The following is a 16,465-nucleotide window of genomic DNA, read 5'->3' as shown; positions in this document are numbered from 1 at the left end:
GCCCTTTTTTCTTGGGTCAGCGCGCGACCGCTCGCGTGGCCAGCCAGCCGTAGATGCTGTAGCCCACCAGCTCGGGCATCGCATGGTGGGGGAAGGCCTGCACCAGTTGCGCCTGCAGCTGGGCGATGTGCGGGCCTTGGGCCTGGGGGTCGGTGAGCTCGGCGCGGCGCTCGCCCAGGCGGTGTTCCATCGCTTCGATCAAGGCTTCGGCGCGGTTCAGGTAGGCGATTTGCTCGGCTACGGCCACGCGCACCGGTTGGGCCTCACCGCGGCCGCCGAACACGCGGGCGCCGGCTTGGGGCGACAGCGCCGTCAGCGCCTGCAGGCTGGTGCGCCAAGCGGCCACGTCCAGGTGCGTCTTGCCGTTGACGATTCCGCCCTCAAGCCAAGCGTGGGTGCGGTGGCTGACCAGGTCGCCCACCACCAGGTCGCCGGTGCGGTCCAGGCGCACCACGGTCTGGGTGCTGGCCACGCCGCCTTGCTTCAGCTCGTGCAGGCTCAGGGTCTCGCCGTTGGCCAGGGTCACGGTGAGCCGACCGCTGAAGGTTTGCGTCAGCGCTTCGCGGCGGGGGTAGCTGTCTTCGGTAAAGGCCTTGGCGACGTGCACCCAGTAGGTGCGCTTGTAGGCGTCCACGCCAGGCAGGGCCTCGGCCGTGGCGCGGCTGCCGAGGCTCTGAGCGCCCAGGCGGTGGAACACCGACAGCGCGTTGAACTTGTCGGGGTTGGGGTGCGTGACGATGACGCGGGCGATGCGCGACTTCGTCTGCCGCTGGATGTCGGCCACCAGGGCCTCGGCCAAGGCGGGTGTGAACTGCGTATCCACCACGGTCACCTCGTGGCCGTCGTCGATCCAGACCGAGCGGGTGTTGAAGCCTTGCGGCCCTGAGGTGTGCACGTGCAGGGTGGCGGGTGCGGCGAGGGCGGTGCACGACAGGGTCGCCACCGCCAAGGCCAGGGCGGTGGACAGGGATTGGGGCAAGGGGGTCATCGGAAGTCTCCAGGGAGTGGGGTGTCGATGCGCTGAACTGTGCCGATGCCGGATTGACCGAAATCGGCGCATCAAGACAGACAATCGCTCAAAACGGACATTCGCCCGACTTGCTTTGAAAACCACCGCCAACCCCGATCTGGCGCCGCGCAGTGCTGTGGTGCTGGCCGAGGCCCACCCGCCCACCGACGGCCACTGGCACCGGCATGCGCGCACGCAGCTCATCCACGCGAGCCAGGGGGTGTTGCGTGTCAGCACGCCCGATGGCCACTGGGTGGTGCCTCCGCAGCGCGCCGTGTGGGTGCCCCCCGAGGTGCCGCACGCGGTGGCCTCGGCGCGTCGGTTTCAGCTGCACACCCTGTACCTCAAGCCCGACGCGGCGCGCCCCGTGAAGCGCTGTGCGGTGGTGGCCGTGAGCCCCTTGCTGAGCGCGCTCTTGCAGGCTGCAGCACCCCTGGGGATGGACTACCCGCCCCAGGGCCCGGCCGCGCGCCTCGTGCGCGTGCTGCTGGACCAGTTGCCGCTGTCCAGCCACGAGTTGCCGGCGCTGCACCTGCCCGAACCGCAAGACCCCCGCCTGCGCCGTCTGGTGGCTCCGCTGCACCGAAACCCGGCGGACCCTCGCCCCTTTGACGCCTTGGCGGCCGAGGTGGGCCTGTCGGTGCGGCACGCCACGCGCTGCTTCCAGGCCGAGACCGGCCTGACCCCGGGCGACTGGCGCTTGCAACGCCGCTTGCTGTCGGCGTTGGAGTGGCTGGCCCACGGTCAGCCCGTGCGGCGTGTGGCGATGGAGGTGGGCTACGCGGACCCGTCCAGCTTCATCGCCGTGTTCAAACGTGCTTTCGGCGTGACGCCGACGCGCTACTTCGCAACGGACGCCGCCTGAGCGGCAACAATGAGTTCAGCCCGCGCGCACGACCCACTGCGCGGCGCCATCGGCCGCCTTGGGCAAGCCCAGGGGCGGTGGCTCGGCAAGGTGCGCCCCCTGTTGGGTGTTCGCAAACAGGTCTTTTGGAACGTTCCAACATCGAGCCCGTCATGAGCCATTTCCTCCGCATCGGCATCCTCGGCGCCGCGCGCATCGCGGCGGGGTTTTGCCAAGGCGTGGCGCCTTCCTCCGCGGTGCAGGTCACCGCGGTCGCCAGCCGCAGCGCTGAGCGTGCGGCGGCCTTTGCCCAAGCGCATGCCATCCCGCGCGTGCTGCCCGATTACGACGCGGTCCTGGGCGATGCCGGCATCGACGCCGTTTACATCCCGCTGAGCAACGACCAACATGTGTCCTGGGCCCTGCGCGCGCTGGCCGCGGGCAAGCACGTGCTGTGCGAAAAGCCCATGGCGCTGTGCGTGGACGACGTGGACCGTTTGCAAGCGGCAGCGCAGGCCCAGGGGCTCGTGGTGGTGGAGGCCTTTCCCTACCGTTTTCAGCCGCAAACCCTGGACCTGCTGGCGCGGGTGCGCGGCGGCCAGATCGGCCGTTTGCGGCAGCTCTGCGGCCTGTTCGGCTTCACGCTGCGCCACGACACCGACTACCGACTGGACCCGGCGCTGGGCGGCGGCGCCTTGTGGGACGTGGGCGTGTACCCCTTGGGCATGGTGCGGGCCTTGGCCGGTGGCCTGCCTGCCACCGTGCAGGCCAGCGCCGCCTGGGGCCCCACGGGGGTCGATCGGACCTTGGCCGCGGTGCTGACCTGGGACGACGGCTTGATGGCCACGCTGCAGTGCTGGTTCGATGCGGTGCCGCACCGGCACCTGCGCATCGTGGGCAGCGAAGGCGCCCTGGCCAGCGGTTTCCACAACCACGTGGGGCCGGGTCTGGATTGGGTCGAGGTGGCCGAGGGCTACGACAGCCGGCGCGAGCCGGTGCCCCAAGGCAATGGCTTTCGCTTGGAGGCCGAGGCCTTCGCGGCCTTGGTGCGGGGCGAGGCGCCGCACCCGCACTGGCCCACCTGGGCCGAAACCCGCGACACCACGCGCCTGGTGCAGGCCCTGCTGCGCAGCGCGACCGACGGGCGACCCGTCGCACCCTGAACGCGTTGAACCGGGTCAGCCCCGCGCCTGGAGGCGCATGCGCAGCCCGCGCGGCGCCATGGCCAAGTGCAGCACCTCCTCGGGCGGCTGGCCGTTGGCGGTGCCGACGTGGGCGATGTCGAAGTGCGTGAGCAGCGCGGCCATGGCGGTCTTGATTTCGAGCAGCGCGAGGTAGCGCCCGGGGCAGATGCGCGGCCCGGCGCCAAAGGGCATGGACACGCGCTTGGGGTGGTGGGCCGCCTCGGCCGGCCCGCCCTCGCCGCGCCAGCGGTCGGGCTCGAACGCGCTGGCGTGGGGCACGAGCTCGTCGCGCATGGGGTCGTGGCGCATGGCGGCCATCACGACCATGCCGGGTTCGATGCGCACGCCCGCCAGCTCGGTGGGCCGCAGGGCCTGCAGCGCGTTCATGGGGGCCACAGGCTTGAGGCGCATGGCCTCGTGGGTGCAGGCCTCCAGGTGCTCCAGGCGGGCCAGTTGGTCCAGGCTGGGCGCTTGGTCCACGCAGCACACGGCCCGCACCTCGTCGCGCACGCGCGCCAGCTCGGCCGGGTTCAGCCACAGCAGGTGGATGAGCCAAGCCAGGGTGTTGGCCGTGGTGTCTTCGCCGGCCAGCAGCATGGTGAGCACGTTGCCGGCCACCTGGGCGTCGTCGATGCCGCTGTCGGGGGCATCGGCGGCCACGAGCATGGCCTCGAGCAAGTTGCCTGGTGCGGCGCGCCGAGCCGGGTCGGCGTGCAGGCGGTCGCGCGCCTGGCGGATGAAGCCGTCCACCGCCGCGTGGATGGCGGGCACGCTTTCGCGCAGCGCCCGGTTGTCGGCGTTGGGCACCCAGCGCCACCAGGGCAGGGGCGAGAACACGCGCCGAAACAGGATGGGGAACAGGCGGTTGAGGTGGCGTTGGATCACGTCCTCGTCGCTGGACAGGGTGTCCACCTCGGCCCCGAAGGCCAGGCCGGCGATGGCGTCCACGGTGAAGCGCATGAGGTCGGCTTGCAGGTCGATGTCGCCACCCCCCGCCGCCGCCAAGCGCCAGCGCGCCACCAGCCGTTGCGCCACGCGCTGCAGCTGCGGGTGGTAGCCGCGCACATGCGCGGGGTCGAAGCCGTGCATCACCATGCGCCGCTGGCGCTGCCAGACCTCGCCGTTGGCCCCGAAGACGCCGGGCAGCAGGCCCATTTCGGTCCAGATGTCTTGCACGCGGCTGGTGCGCCGAAAGCCGTCGGGGCGGTCGCGCAGCAGTTGGGCGATGGGGCCGTGATCCCCCAGCACCACCACGCGCCCGAAGCGCCCCAGGCGCAGCCGGAACACGGGGCCGTACTGGCGGCACCATGCCTCGAGCTGCAGGTGCAGGCGCGCGGGCTGGACGTGCAGCAGGTTGCCCACCACTGGCCAGAGGGGAGGGCCGGGCAGCTGGTCGAAATCGCGCAGGGCGGGGGTCATGGGGGTGAGGGTGGGCGCCTTCAGCGCCCCAACGCCAGTTTGAGCCCAAACGCCAGCAGCAGCCCGCCGGCCACGCGCTCCAGCCACACCCCGGCCATGGGGCTGGCCCGCAGCCGCTCGGCGGCCCAGCGGGTCAGGGCGATGGCGATCAGGCAATACAGCAGGGTGACGGTGGCCACGGTGACGGCCATCACGGCCAGGGTGAGCAGGCCTTGGTGCTGCGTGGGGTGCACGAATTGCGGGAAGAAGGCCATGTAAAACACGATGGCCTTGGGGTTGAGCAGGGTGATGAGCAGCGCTTGGCGGAAGTAGTGCCGCGGGCGCACCTCGATGACCGCTGCCGCCCCAGGGCGGGTTCGCATCATCTTGAAGCCCAGCCACACCAGGTAGGCAGCGCCCGCCCACTGCACCGCCGTGAACCAATGGGGCGCGGCTTTCAGCAGGGTGGCCACGCCGGCCACGGCGCTCCACAGCAGCAGTTGGTCGCCCACGATGACCCCGAAGCTGGCACCCAGCCCGCCGCGCACGCCACCCTTGCCGGTGGCGCCGATGAGGACGAGGTTGCCTGGGCCAGGGATCATCAAAAAGACCCAGATGGCGAGCACGAAGGCGGGGTAGTCGGCCACACCGTGGAAAGGCATGCGCAGCTCCAGTTGAAGGAAGCAGCGTAGCGCGGCCGGCGCAGTCGCCACAATCCGGCCCCGCTCCAGCCTGCGCAACATGCCGTCAATGTCCACTGGCTCCTCGTCCGCTGAGACCCCTTCCACGTCCCCGGTGTGCGACCGCTGCGGCGGCCTCATGCGCTTCGATCCGCGGCAGGGTGGTCTGACTTGTGGGACCTGCGGTGGCCACCAGGCCCAGCCCGAGCCGGGGGTGTTGGCGCAGGAGCAGGCCGTGGCCGAGCACGACTACGCCGCCGCCCTGGCGCAACGCGCGGGAAGCGAGCCGGCCATCGAGCCCGTGGTGGTGGATTGCCCCCAGTGCGGCGCGCGAACGCATTTCGACCCCCATGTGATCGCCGGCACCTGCGCCTTCTGCACCGCGCCGCTGCACAGCGCCTACGCCCACGCCGAGCGGCTGATCCGGCCGCAGGCGGTGTTGCCCTTTCGGCTGGACGAGGCCATGGCCAGGCGGGCGTTCAGGGCTTGGATCGACAGCCGTTGGTTCGCGCCCAACGCACTGCGGGAGGCGGTTCGTCAGCCCGAGGGCTTGCGCGGGGTGTATCTGCCGGCGTGGTCGTTCGACGCCCGCAGCGACACCGTGTACGCCGGCGACCGCGGAACCCGGCGCGTGGTGGTCGAGTCGGGCACCGATGGGCAAGGCCGCGTGGTGACGAAGCAGCGCACCGTGGTCGATTGGGCGCGAGTGCGAGGCACGGTGCGGGCGGATTTCGACGACGTCGTCGTGGCTGCCTCCGCCAGCCTGCCGGCGCAGTGCGAAGCCGTGCTGGGCACTGTGCCGGTGCCTTTGCTGCAGCCCTACGACCCGGCCCTGCTCGCGGGCTTTGGGGTCGAGGTCTATCAAGTGGGCCTGGAGGCCGCTTTCGACGCCGCGCGCGACCGCGTGATGCTGCCGGGCATCCGCGAGGCGGTGCGTCGCGACATCGGTGGCGACGAGCAACGCATCGTGCAGATCAGCCCGCGCTTCAGCGAAATCCGCTTCCGGCACCTGCTGCTGCCCGTCTGGCTGCTGCATTACCGCTGGGGTGACCAACTGAAGCAGGTCGTCGTCAACGGGCACAGCGGCGCGGTCGTCGGCGACCGGCCGTGGTCATGGTGGAAGGTGGGCAGCGCCGTGGCCCTGGCCTTGGGCAGCTTGGCGCTGCTGGCCTGGTGGCTGATGCAGCCCGCCTGACGCGCAGCGGCCGTCAGCGGGGCGCTGTGCCGCCCACCATCACCAGCTTGGCGGGCACCATGCGCAGCTTCAGGTCGGATGGCGCCAACACCGCCGCGATGGCCAGACCCGGCTGAGAGGTGTCGCGCTTGACGGGTGTCATCAGCGGCTCGCCCAACTTGTTCATCAAGGCCACCACCACGGGGGTGTTGCCAACAGCGCCACGGCGCACCACCACACCCCGCTCGCCATTGGCCAAGCGCACCAGCGTGCCCGGCGGAAACACGCCCGTTTCCTTGAGGATGGCCGCGGCGGCGGGCAGGGTCTTGCGGCTCATGTAGAAGTCGCGCATCGCGCGGTCGGCCGGGATGGGGCTACGGCTGGCCCGGTGGCTGAGCTTGGCGGTGTACACATCGGCCGCGCTGACGAGCTGGGCCAGGACGCTGGGCTCGCGCAGGCCCTGGGGATAGCCGCTGCCCTCGGTGTTTTCATGGTGCTCGGCCACGGCGCGCAGCCACTCGGCATCGGTCACCCCGCCCTCTTCCAGCATGCGGCGGCTTGCCAGTGGGTGCTCCCGCAGGGCCTGCTTCTGGGGGGGCTTGAGCGGGAACAGTTGGTGCGCCAAGCGCCCCTGCAGCTCCATCACCGACAAGTTCATGGTCAGGGCCACGCGCAAGGCACGTCCCACCTCGTCCGGGCTGGCGCCCAGGCGCTGCGCCGCCATCACGGCCACGATCCCGGCGTGCACGCCGTGGCGCAGGCCGTATTGGTTTTCGCCCATGCCCTCTTGTCGCACCACTTGGAACAAGGCCAAGTCGGGATCGCGCTCGATGAGGGCCAGCAAGGGGCTGCAGAGTTCGTCGAGCGTGCCCGCGAAGTCCGTGTGCAGGCTCGCCCGCAGCATGCGCCCGATCTGGTCCATCGTCTCGCCCCACAGGTCGGCCAGGACTTCGGCCCCGACCTTGCGCGGGTCCCGCCGGCTGGACTCCAGTTCGCTGCGGTCCACCAGCGCGCCGCGATCCAGCAAGGCCAGCAGTTGGTCGTCGTTGGCGATCACCTGACCTTTGGCCAGCAACAGGCGGCCGTCGTCCGACAGCACGCTGAAGGGCAGCGCGGCACCGATCTTGACGCGGTGCTGCACCGTTCGCAGGAGCAGGTGGGGCGCGGTAGCGTTCAAAGCCGACGATGGGGAAAGCGGTAGGCATGAGTTTGAACCCAGCCGGAGCGCTGCGCACTCCCGATTTTCACGACCCTGGTCGCCATGTTGCAATTCGTCACGTCAGTCCTGTTTGCTGCACGGCCATGTGCAACCTCTACCACCTCAGCCCCAAGGGCGACATCGCCCAGCACTTTCGCTGTGCATCGCCGGCGGCCTACGTGGAAGGCACGGTGGGGCCGTACCAGCGCGGAGCCTTCGTGCGGCCGCAGGGCGATGGACTGCTGTGCGAGCTGGGGCAGTGGGGCCTGATCGCCCCCGGCAGCCGCAGCGCACGACCGACGTCGCGTGCCATCCTGACCAACAACGCCCGCCTCGAAACCGTGGCCGAACGCCGCACCTACGCCCAGGCCTGGGCGCGCGGCCAGCGCTGCCTCATTCCGGCGGCTTGGTACCAAGAGCCCAACTGGGAAACCGGCAAGAACATCTGGTGGCGTCTGCGGCGTGCCGATGGGCGCCCCTGGGCCCTGGCCGGCCTGTATTCACATTGGACCGACCCCGCCACCGGCGAAATCGTGCCCAACTACACCCTGCTCACCCGCAACTGCGACGGCCACCCCTTGCTCGGGCGCCTGCACAAGCCCGACCCGAACTTGCCGCCGGATGCCCAAGACAAGCGCGCCGTGGCGCACCTGGAGCCCGCGGATTGGGAGGCTTGGCTCTTGGGCAGCGAGGCCGAAGCCCGGGCCCTGGTGCGGCCGTCGCCGGCGGAGGTCTTCGACCTGGCCGATGCGCGTCGCACCGATGCCTTGCTGCAAGCCCGAGCGATCCCGTCGCCGCCGCCACAGCAGGGGACCCTGATCTGAACCCGGGCTGAATCGACCTCCGTTCGCGCCACGGGCTGGCCGTTGAGCGCTCTGGCTGGCGATTCGTCGCGCACCCCGCGCGGCGTCGGGCAGGAGCCGGAACCATTCGCTCATCGCCCACCCACCGGAGCTCCGAGATGATCGACCTGAACACCCCCGCCGCTGCGCAACGCGCCGACGACATCGCGCTGCGCCGCCAAGCGCGCAAGCGCGTCGAAATGAAGATGGGTTTCCTCGTTCACCTGATGGTGTTCGTGTGCGTCAATGGGGGGCTCTACGTGCTGAGCAACCTGCACGACGGCGCCCGGTGGACCAGCATCCCGCTCTGGGGCTGGGGCCTGGGCCTGGCCATCCACGGCGTGGTGACCTTGGTGTCGTTGCAAGGTCAGGGCCTGCGCGAGCGCCTGATGGAGGCCGAGCTCAAGGCCTTGCGCGAGCGCGCCGCCCGCTGATCCATTGGCCGCCACCAGGGGCTCCGCCCTGCGCGAGCAGGACGGAGTCTGGGTGCCTTGGGGGCAGACGCGCTCAGCGCAGGTCGAAGCGGTCCAGGTTCATCACCTTGACCCAAGCCGCGACGAAGTCGGCCACGAACTTCGCTGCCCCATCGTCCTGGGCATAGACCTCGGCCAAGGCGCGCAGTTGCGAGTTGGAGCCGAACACCAGGTCCACCACCGTGGCCGTGGCCTTCACGGCGCCGGTCTGGCGGTCGCGGCCTTCCAGCACGGCCGCGTTGGCGCTGGAGCGGGACCAGACCGTCCCCATGTCCAGCAAGTTCACGAAGAAATCGTTCGTCAATTGGCCGGGACGCTGCGTGAACACGCCGTGCGGGCTGCCGCCGGTGTTGGCCCCCAGCACGCGCAGGCCGCCCACCAGCACCGTCATTTCGGGCGCGCTCAGGGTCAGCAACTGGGCTTTGTCGATCAGCAGCTGCGCGGCCATGCCCTCCAGGCCCGGAGCGGCGTGGTTGCGGAAGCCGTCGGCCTGGGGCTCCAGCACCGCGAACGAGGCCATGTCGGTTTGGTCCTGCGTGGCATCGGCGCGGCCCGGGGTGAAGGGCACGGTCACGGCGTGGCCCGCAGCCTGGGCGGCGGCCTCCACGCCGGCGGCGCCGGCCAGCACGATCAGGTCGGCCATCGACACCTGCTTGCCGCCCGGGGCTGCGGCGTTGAAGGCCGTTTGGATGGCTTCCAGCCGCGCCAGCACCGGCGCGAGCTGGGCGGGCTGGTTCACCGCCCAGTCCTTTTGCGGAGCAAGGCGAATGCGCGCCCCGTTGGCACCCCCCCGCTTGTCGCTGCCGCGGAAGGTGCTGGCCGAGGCCCAGGCCGTGCCGACCAGTTGCGCCACGCTCAAGCCCGAAGCCAGCACTTGGGCCTTCAGCGCGGCCACGTCGCCGGCATCGATCAAGGGGTGCTCGACGGCCGGGATGGGGTCCTGCCAAATCAGCACCTCTGGAGGCACCAACTTGCCCAGGTAGCGCGCCCGCGGGCCCATGTCGCGGTGGGTCAGCTTGAACCAGGCGCGGGCAAAGGCATCGGCAAAGGCGGCCGGGTCCTGGTGGAAGCGGCGGGCCACCTGCTCGAAGCCCGGGTCGAAGCGCAGCGACAGGTCGGCCGTGGTCATCATCGGCGGGTGCTTCTTGCTGGGGTCGTGCGCGTCGGGGATCAGGTGCTCGGGCTTGCAGTTCTTGGGCGTCCACTGGTGCGCGCCGGCCGGGCTCTGGGTCAGTTCCCACTCGTAGCCGAACAGCATGTCGAAGTAGCCGTTGTCCCAACGCGTGGGGTTGGGCTTCCAGGCGCCTTCGATGCCGCTCGTGGTGGTGTGCGCGCCCTTGCCGCTGCCGAACTGGTTGATCCAGCCGAAGCCTTGGGCTTCGATGGGGGCGGCCTCAGGCTCGGGGCCCACCAGCTTGGGGTCGCCGGCGCCGTGGGCCTTGCCAAAGGTGTGGCCGCCGGCCACCAGGGCCACGGTTGCTTCGTCGTTCATGGCCATGCGGGCGAAGGTCTCGCGCACGTCGCGGCCCGAGGCCACGGGGTCGGGCCGGCCGTTGGGGCCCTCGGGGTTCACGTAGATCAAGCCCATCTGGACGGCGGCCAGGGGCTTGTCCAATTGGCGGTCGCCTTGGTAACGCTCGTCGCCCAGCCAAGTGCGCTCCTTGCCCCAGTCGATGTCCTCTTCCGGGGCCCAGATGTCCTCGCGGCCGCCGGCGAAGCCAAAGGTCTTGAAGCCCATCGACTCCAGCGCGACGTTGCCCGCCAGGATGAACAAGTCGGCCCAGGACAGGCGGTTGCCGTGCTTCTGCTTGATGGGCCACAGCAGGCGGCGCGCCTTGTCGAGGTTGCCGTTGTCGGGCCAGCTGTTGAGCGGCGCAAAGCGCTGGTTGCCGGTGCCGGCGCCGCCGCGGCCGTCTTGCACGCGGTAGGTGCCGGCGGCGTGCCAGGCCAGGCGGATCATCAAACCACCGTAGTGGCCCCAGTCGGCCGGCCACCAGTCCTGCGAGTCGGTCATCAGCGCCGTCAGGTCGGCCACCACGGCGTCCAGGTCCAGCTTCTGGAACTCAGTCGCGTAGTCGAAGTCCGGGCCCAGCGGGTTCGAGGCCGGGGCGTGCTGGTGCAGGATGTCCAGGCGCAGTTGATGGGGCCACCAATCGCGGTTGGTCTGCGCTTGGCCGGTCACCGCGGCGTTGACGGCGTTGGCATGAAAAGGGCATTTCGAAAGCTCGGACATGGGCGTCTCCAGGCAGTGAGGAACAAGCGGGGACTCGCCCCGTTGGCTCATAGTCTGCGCCCCTGGTCCAATGAAACCCAATTGCTTGTGGCAATGGAATCCATAGCCGCCATGGCGGAGTCCGTGACGAAATCCGCAGCTGCGGACCCCTGCTGCCCCCTCGGCCGCCCCTGCAGCGGCCGAACGCTCAGCCGCCCTTCTTGGCGGGCGCCTGGCTGAACAGGGCCGCGGCGCGGCCCTTGAGCTCCAGCAACTCGCTGGCCGTCACCGAATAGCGCCCTTGCGCGTCGGCTTCGATGCGGAACTCCACCTCCCGCTGCCCGTTGCGCAAGATGCCCACGGTGAACTCGTAGTCCTCCATGGTGGCGGGCACGCCCTGGGCCTCGACATCGTGGTCCTCGTAACGCACCTGGCGGATTTCGCCGCTGGCGAGGTCCAACTCGCCTTGCGCGCGGATCTCGTCTTCGCTCAGTTCGACGACGATGGTGATGGGAAGCTTGAGGTCCATGCTGTTTCGGGGGAGAGGGGCGCCGCTGGCGCAAGCCCCGCATTCTCGCCGGCCCGGCCCTCGCAACAAGCCGCGCTCAGGCCGTGCTCAAGCCGCCCAGGCCCACCCGGCCATCGCCGCCAGGCCCACCACCCACACCGGCGACCAACGGGCCACCACCAGCAAGCCGAAGGCGGCCAGCGCCAGCCCGAAGTCGGCCCGCGTGTGGATCGCGCTCGTCCAGACCGGGTCGTACAGCGCGGCCCCCAGCACCCCCACCACCGCCGCGTGCACGCCCGCCATCGCGCGCTGCACCCCAGCGCGCTGGCGCAGCGCCTCCCAAAAGGGCAAGGCCCCCGCCAACACCAAGAAGCCGGGCAAGAACACCAACACCAGCATCGCCAAGCCGCCGCTCCATCCGCCCCAGGGCGCAGGCATCGCGGCGCCCAAGAATGCCGCGAAGCTGAACAGCGGCCCCGGCACCGCCTGCGCCGCGCCATAGCCGGCCAAGAACACCTCGTTGCTCACCCAGCCCGGTGGCACCACACCCGCTTGCAGCAAGGGCAGCACCACATGGCCCCCGCCGAACACCAGCGCGCCCGCGTTGTAGAACACGCCCATGGCCCCGAGCGCCGGGTTCGACGACACCGCCCCCAGCCAGGGCAGTGCGACCAGCAGCCCCACGAACAGCGCCAGCAGCGCCGCGCCGGTGCGCCGACCGATGCCAACCGCCTCGTGCGAGGCCGCCGGCAGTGGCGGCAACTGCAAGGCCAGGCGGGCGATCAGGCCCCCCAGCACGATCGCCCCCACCTGCCCCCAGGCCGTGGGCAGCGCCAACACGCCCAACGTCGCCCCCAGGGCGATGCCGGCGCGCAAGCGGTCGGGGCACAAAGCGCGTGCCATGCCCCACACCGCCTGAGCCACCACCGCCACCGTCACCACCTTGAGGCCGTGCACCGCGCCCGAGCCCGTCCAAGCCGACCCCTGTGCCAGCCCCAGGGCCAGCAGCACCAAGGCCAGCGCCGAAGGCAGTGTGAACCCCGCCCACGCCGCCAGCGCGCCCGGGCCGCCTGCCCGCCGCAGGCCCAGCGCCATGCCCACTTGGCTGCTGGCCGGGCCCGGCAGGAACTGGCACAGGGCCACCAAATCCGTGTAAGCCGCGTCGCTCAACCAACGCCGGCGCTCCACGAACTCGGTGCGGAAGTAGCCCAAATGGGCCACCGGGCCGCCGAACGAGGTCAGGCCCAGCTTCAGGAAGACGAGCAACACCTCCCACGCCGAGCCGCGCGCGGGCAGGGGAGGCTCAGACGGCGGTGGCAACGGGGCAGAGGACATGGGCGCTGGCAACAGCAGGAGCGACGCGTGGGGCCACGCGGCGCGGCTCGCGCCACTGTAAGAGGGCGCCGTGACGGCTGCGTGATGCAGGACCTCGCCCAGCCGCCACGGCGCCTGGTCATGGGCGCGCCTGCCTGGGCTTGTGCCGCGCAGCCTCGCTGTTGGTGCACATTGGCTGGCGCGGCCTCGTGGGCACGCCGGCTCGCCGGTTTGCGCGGCCTGGGTGGCGCCAAGGGCAGCGGTTGCGGGCTCGCACGCATGGCGGCCAGCGGCTCCCGCTGAGCAGTCGCCGTTCTTGACTGCTTCAAGGGAGTGCTCCTCGGCCATCCACCTGGGGCCGGGTTTGTCGGCGCCTGCCCGACTTCATCCCTGAAGTGGCGGTGCTTGTCGCAGCCTCGCCCGGTTGAGCGACGAGATGCCCAGAATTCCGCTCACCACCACCCACCAACCCAAGCGGGGAAGCTGTATGACCTTGCCGCCTCAAGTCCAAACCGCCGTTGACGTACTTGCGCAACATGACATTTCCGCCAAAGAGGTAGCGCCCTTTTGGTACCGGCAGTACCTGCGCTTCCGCCCGGAGACACCCCCGCCGCTTTGGGGGGGCAGCCAAGGCTACTGGCGGTTTGTCGCACTCAAGACGGCATTGGGTGCCGGCATTGCGCTGACCCTCATCGCTTCGCTGATTGCCACCCACAGTGGCAGCCCGCAGGAAAACCTTGTTCCTTTGACACCAGCGGCCTATCTGGCCATTTGGGCGCTCAGTGTGATGGCCGCTTGGCTTTTCACCAAAGAGATCGCTGATCGGAGCCGTCAAGAAGGGGAGCGTATCGGTCTCCAAGCTTGGAAAGATTTCTCGCCCAAGTGGCGACCTTCGCTGACGGACTTGCATTCACGGAACAAGCTCGAGCACTATTGGCTGCGCTCGTTGTTCAAGCAGCCCATTGTCAATTTTTGGGGGTGGATTGGTTTCGTCGCTTTCTGGGTCATTGGATTTTTGCTTCCGACCCAGGCCGGTACTTTCGGTGAGGGTGTTGCCGGTGTTTACGTCGCTCTGAGCTTGTTGGGTGGAGCCCTGACCGCGAGGCGTGTGCCGATGCGGTATGGCGCCAAGGTGTGGTACGCAATCCATGGTGTTTTCATCGGCGCCATCGCCTCGGCCATGCTTTGGGAAACGTTGCCCGCCTCCGTGATGGGTGTTTCGGTGGGCCATTCGACCTTGGCCTTTTTTGCCTTCGCGTTTCTCATCCACGCCCTCGAAGCCATCCACTACGAAGAACAGAAAAACGTCGCGCTTCGGGTGGAGCGAGCCGAGCAGCAGCAGCAACTTGCTGAGACTCGACTCCAAGCGCTCAAGGCGCAGATCGAACCGCACTTCATCTTCAACAACATTGCGCACTTGAAGTCGTTGATTGCCACAGATCCGACGCTGGCGCAGCAAATGGCGGATGAGTTGTCTGACTTCTTGCGCGGTAGTTTGAAGGCGCTGCGCGCCGGCCATACGACTGTTCGAGAAGAATTCGAGCTTGCCCGAACTTATCTGGCTTTGGCCAAGCTGCGCATGGGAGATCGGCTGTCCACCCATCTGCAGTTGTCAGCTCGGGCCGCGGACCTCAAGATTCCACCCCTGATGGTGCAAACCTTGCTGGAAAATGCGATCTACCACGGCGTCGAGCGCAAGGCGGGTAACGTCTCAATCAAACTGAGCGCAGAACTCATTGAACACAAGGGCGGCGAGCGACTCCAGATTCGCGTCGTCGACGATGGAATGGGTTTTGGTTCGGGCCAATCAGGCGGCTCGGGGGTTGGTCTGGCCAACATCCGCGAACGCTTGGCATCCACCTACGGGGGGGCGGGTGAATTGGTGCTCACGGCCAACACCCCGAGCGGCGTCATCGCTGAGCTGAATTTGCCAGGGGTCCAATGACATGACAACGGCCATCGTTTGCGATGACGAGCCACGCCTGGCGCATGCGCTCCGCGATTTGCTGAATGCGGCGTGGCCTGAGTTGAACGTGGTCGCGCTCGGACACAGTGGCGGCGAAGCGCTGTCGCTGATTGCGGAGCACGAGCCCGATATCGCGTTTCTGGACATTCGCATGCCGGGGTTGACCGGGCTCGACGTCGCGCGACAGATCGCGGGCAGCGATGCGGCACCCCGGATTGTGTTCATCACGGCTTACGACCAGCACGCCATCGAAGCGTTTGAGGCGCGAGCGGTCGACTACCTCCTGAAGCCGGTCAGAGCCGAACGGCTGGCCGAAACCATCGCGCGACTGAAGGGGGCGACGAGCACAGGGGCGCCGGCCCCAGCGGATCCGAAACTGGTCGAAGCCTTGCAAAAGATCTCAAGCGCCGAACGCAAGTTTTTGAGGTGGCTCAACTGCGGTCAGGGCAGCGAGATTGACGTGATTGCCACCGGGGAGGTTTTGTTCTTTCAGTCGCGCGACAAATACACCGCCGTTGTCACGGCCGACAAGGAGCGTTACGTTCGAACGCCTCTGCGAGACTTGGTCAATGAACTCGATCCCGATGAGTTTTGGCAGGTGCACCGCGCCTCGGTGATCCGCGTGGCGGCCATCGAACGCGTGATGAAGGATGAGGTGGGCCGCATGCGCATCAAAGTGCGCGGCTCGCAAGAACTGATCGTGGTTTCGGCCGCCTTCTCGGGACGATTTCGGCAAATGTGAGCCTTGCGGTGGCCAGAAGCCCCAAGCAAAGCCTCAGGGGTCTTCCAATCGGCGTGTTCCTTGCACGTTTCCCCGTTTGGCGCCTCGGCTCCCGCTGCCCCGACACGCCTTCGGGCGGCCCGCTTGGGCGGTGATCGGGGCGCCTGCCGATGCAGCGGCTGAGGCCCGTCACACGGGCGTGGACATGGCCTGTGCCATGGCCGCGGCGGCTTGGCTGCCTTCACTCAACAGGCCCTGCACGGTGCCACGGTGGTCGGGTGAGCTTTCGTCTTGGCTGGCCTTGCGCTTGCCCTCCAGGCGCTCGATGGGGATCTCGATGCCCACGATGGCGCGCATGAGGCGTTCGATGAAGGGGGCTGGTGCATCGTCCACGCGCCAGGGGACGGGGCGTTGGCCCTCTTGGGCGTCGGTGAGGCGGTGCAGCAGCGCCAGCAGGGCGGCGGGCTCGCCGACCACGCGCGCCGTGCCATGGGCGTGCACGGCCAGGTAGTTCCAGGTGGGCACGACTTGGCCGTGCTCGGCCTTGCTGGGGTACCACGAGGGCGTGATGTAGTGCTGCGGGCCTTGGAACACGACGAGCGAGGGGCGGTCGGGCTGCAGCGCCCGCCAAACGCCGTTGGCGCGCGCCACATGGCCGACGAGGGTGCCGAGAGGGCCGCGGCTGCGGTCCAGCACGAAGGGGATGTGGTTGGCCTCCAGGCCCTGGGGCGTGGGCAGCACCCAGACCCCCAGCGGGTGGGCCTGGATGAGGGCCTGCTGGTGGGCCAGATCGGGCAGTTGGTGGTCGGCGCGGATGTACATGGCGCGGATGTTAGGAGTCTGCGCGGCAGAAGCCCAGGCCGGCGTGGCCCCTGGTCCGGCGCAGGCTCGGAGCGACGCCGCCGTGGACTCGTGTCCACAAGAAGGAGCGACACCGCATGC

Annotated in this window: 15 protein-coding genes; 7 read left to right on the top strand and 8 right to left on the bottom strand. The window is 69.1% G+C overall.

The genetic code is table 11. The annotated features are described in order from the left end of the window. Nucleotides 1-16: 16 nt before the first annotated feature. Nucleotides 17-988 (bottom strand): MBL fold metallo-hydrolase, encoded by a 972-nt coding sequence (locus O9335_RS06460; RefSeq protein WP_298385306.1) that lies wholly within the window; start codon nucleotides 986-988, stop codon nucleotides 17-19. 115 nt (nucleotides 989-1,103) lie between these two features. Here O9335_RS06460 and O9335_RS06455 point away from each other — a divergent pair, with 115 nt between their 5' ends. Both O9335_RS06455 and O9335_RS06450 read left to right on the top strand, forming a co-directional pair. After that, a complete protein-coding gene (locus O9335_RS06455; RefSeq protein WP_298385303.1) occupies nucleotides 1,104-1,874 on the top strand; it encodes a helix-turn-helix transcriptional regulator in 771 nt (256 codons plus the stop codon). Between the two features lie 152 nt (nucleotides 1,875-2,026). Then, entirely contained in the window at nucleotides 2,027-3,016 is a 990-nt protein-coding gene (locus O9335_RS06450; RefSeq protein ID WP_298385300.1) for a Gfo/Idh/MocA family oxidoreductase, read from the top strand. Nucleotides 3,017-3,031: 15 nt separating this feature from the next. On the opposite strand, the gene O9335_RS06445 is transcribed toward O9335_RS06450, so the two are convergent. After that, nucleotides 3,032-4,456 carry a cytochrome P450 gene (locus O9335_RS06445; RefSeq protein WP_298385297.1) on the bottom strand — a complete coding sequence of 475 codons (1,425 nt, stop codon included), beginning with the start codon at nucleotides 4,454-4,456 and terminating at the stop codon, nucleotides 3,032-3,034. Between the two features lie 20 nt (nucleotides 4,457-4,476). Then, nucleotides 4,477-5,097 (bottom strand): LysE family translocator, encoded by a 621-nt coding sequence (locus tag O9335_RS06440; RefSeq protein WP_298385294.1) that lies wholly within the window; start codon nucleotides 5,095-5,097, stop codon nucleotides 4,477-4,479. A 157-nt stretch (nucleotides 5,098-5,254) separates the two neighbouring features. Here O9335_RS06440 and O9335_RS06435 point away from each other — a divergent pair, with 157 nt between their 5' ends. Next, nucleotides 5,255-6,310: a hypothetical protein gene (locus O9335_RS06435; RefSeq protein ID WP_298385291.1), complete on the top strand. Its 1,056-nt coding sequence runs from the start codon at nucleotides 5,255-5,257 to the stop codon at nucleotides 6,308-6,310. A gap of 13 nt (nucleotides 6,311-6,323) precedes the next feature. Here O9335_RS06435 and O9335_RS06430 read toward each other — a convergent pair whose 3' ends face one another. Then, nucleotides 6,324-7,466: an HD domain-containing phosphohydrolase gene (locus O9335_RS06430; protein WP_298385288.1), complete on the bottom strand. Its 1,143-nt coding sequence runs from the start codon at nucleotides 7,464-7,466 to the stop codon at nucleotides 6,324-6,326. Between the two features lie 125 nt (nucleotides 7,467-7,591). Here O9335_RS06430 and O9335_RS06425 point away from each other — a divergent pair, with 125 nt between their 5' ends. Both O9335_RS06425 and O9335_RS06420 read left to right on the top strand, forming a co-directional pair. After that, nucleotides 7,592-8,311, top strand: coding sequence for an SOS response-associated peptidase (locus O9335_RS06425; protein ID WP_298385286.1), 720 nt, complete (start codon nucleotides 7,592-7,594; stop codon nucleotides 8,309-8,311). Between the two features lie 137 nt (nucleotides 8,312-8,448). Further along, complete coding sequence (locus tag O9335_RS06420) at nucleotides 8,449-8,763, top strand: 2TM domain-containing protein (protein WP_298385283.1); 315 nt, start codon at nucleotides 8,449-8,451, stop codon at nucleotides 8,761-8,763. Between the two features lie 73 nt (nucleotides 8,764-8,836). On the opposite strand, the gene katG is transcribed toward O9335_RS06420, so the two are convergent. The 3 genes from katG to chrA all read right to left on the bottom strand — a co-directional run bounded on the left by katG (nucleotide 8,837) and on the right by chrA (nucleotide 12,857). Then, entirely contained in the window at nucleotides 8,837-11,035 is a 2,199-nt protein-coding gene (gene katG, locus O9335_RS06415) for a catalase/peroxidase HPI (RefSeq protein ID WP_298385280.1), read from the bottom strand. A 187-nt stretch (nucleotides 11,036-11,222) separates the two neighbouring features. Beyond that, nucleotides 11,223-11,543, bottom strand: coding sequence for a hypothetical protein (locus O9335_RS06410; protein WP_298385277.1), 321 nt, complete (start codon nucleotides 11,541-11,543; stop codon nucleotides 11,223-11,225). Nucleotides 11,544-11,630: 87 nt separating this feature from the next. Then, a complete protein-coding gene (chrA, locus tag O9335_RS06405; protein WP_298385274.1) occupies nucleotides 11,631-12,857 on the bottom strand; it encodes a chromate efflux transporter in 1,227 nt (408 codons plus the stop codon). Nucleotides 12,858-13,323: 466 nt separating this feature from the next. Here chrA and O9335_RS06400 point away from each other — a divergent pair, with 466 nt between their 5' ends. Together O9335_RS06400 and O9335_RS06395 are read left to right on the top strand one after the other, a co-directional pair. Beyond that, on the top strand, nucleotides 13,324-14,781 hold the full coding sequence (locus tag O9335_RS06400) for a sensor histidine kinase (RefSeq protein WP_298385271.1): 1,458 nt from the start codon (nucleotides 13,324-13,326) through the stop codon (nucleotides 14,779-14,781). 1 nt (nucleotide 14,782) lies between these two features. Further along, nucleotides 14,783-15,544, top strand: coding sequence for a LytTR family DNA-binding domain-containing protein (locus tag O9335_RS06395; protein ID WP_298385268.1), 762 nt, complete (start codon nucleotides 14,783-14,785; stop codon nucleotides 15,542-15,544). Between the two features lie 168 nt (nucleotides 15,545-15,712). Here O9335_RS06395 and O9335_RS06390 read toward each other — a convergent pair whose 3' ends face one another. After that, the gene (locus O9335_RS06390) at nucleotides 15,713-16,345 is read right to left on the bottom strand and encodes an FMN-binding negative transcriptional regulator (RefSeq protein WP_298385265.1); all 633 of its coding nucleotides are present in this window, start codon (nucleotides 16,343-16,345) and stop codon (nucleotides 15,713-15,715) included. Nucleotides 16,346-16,465 lie beyond the last annotated feature (120 nt).

Origin of the sequence: Inhella sp., assembly GCF_027532025.1 — a bacterium.
In the GTDB taxonomy this organism is placed as follows: Bacteria; Pseudomonadota; Gammaproteobacteria; order Burkholderiales; family Burkholderiaceae_C; genus Inhella.
This window is presented reverse-complemented; position numbering and strand designations above follow the sequence as displayed.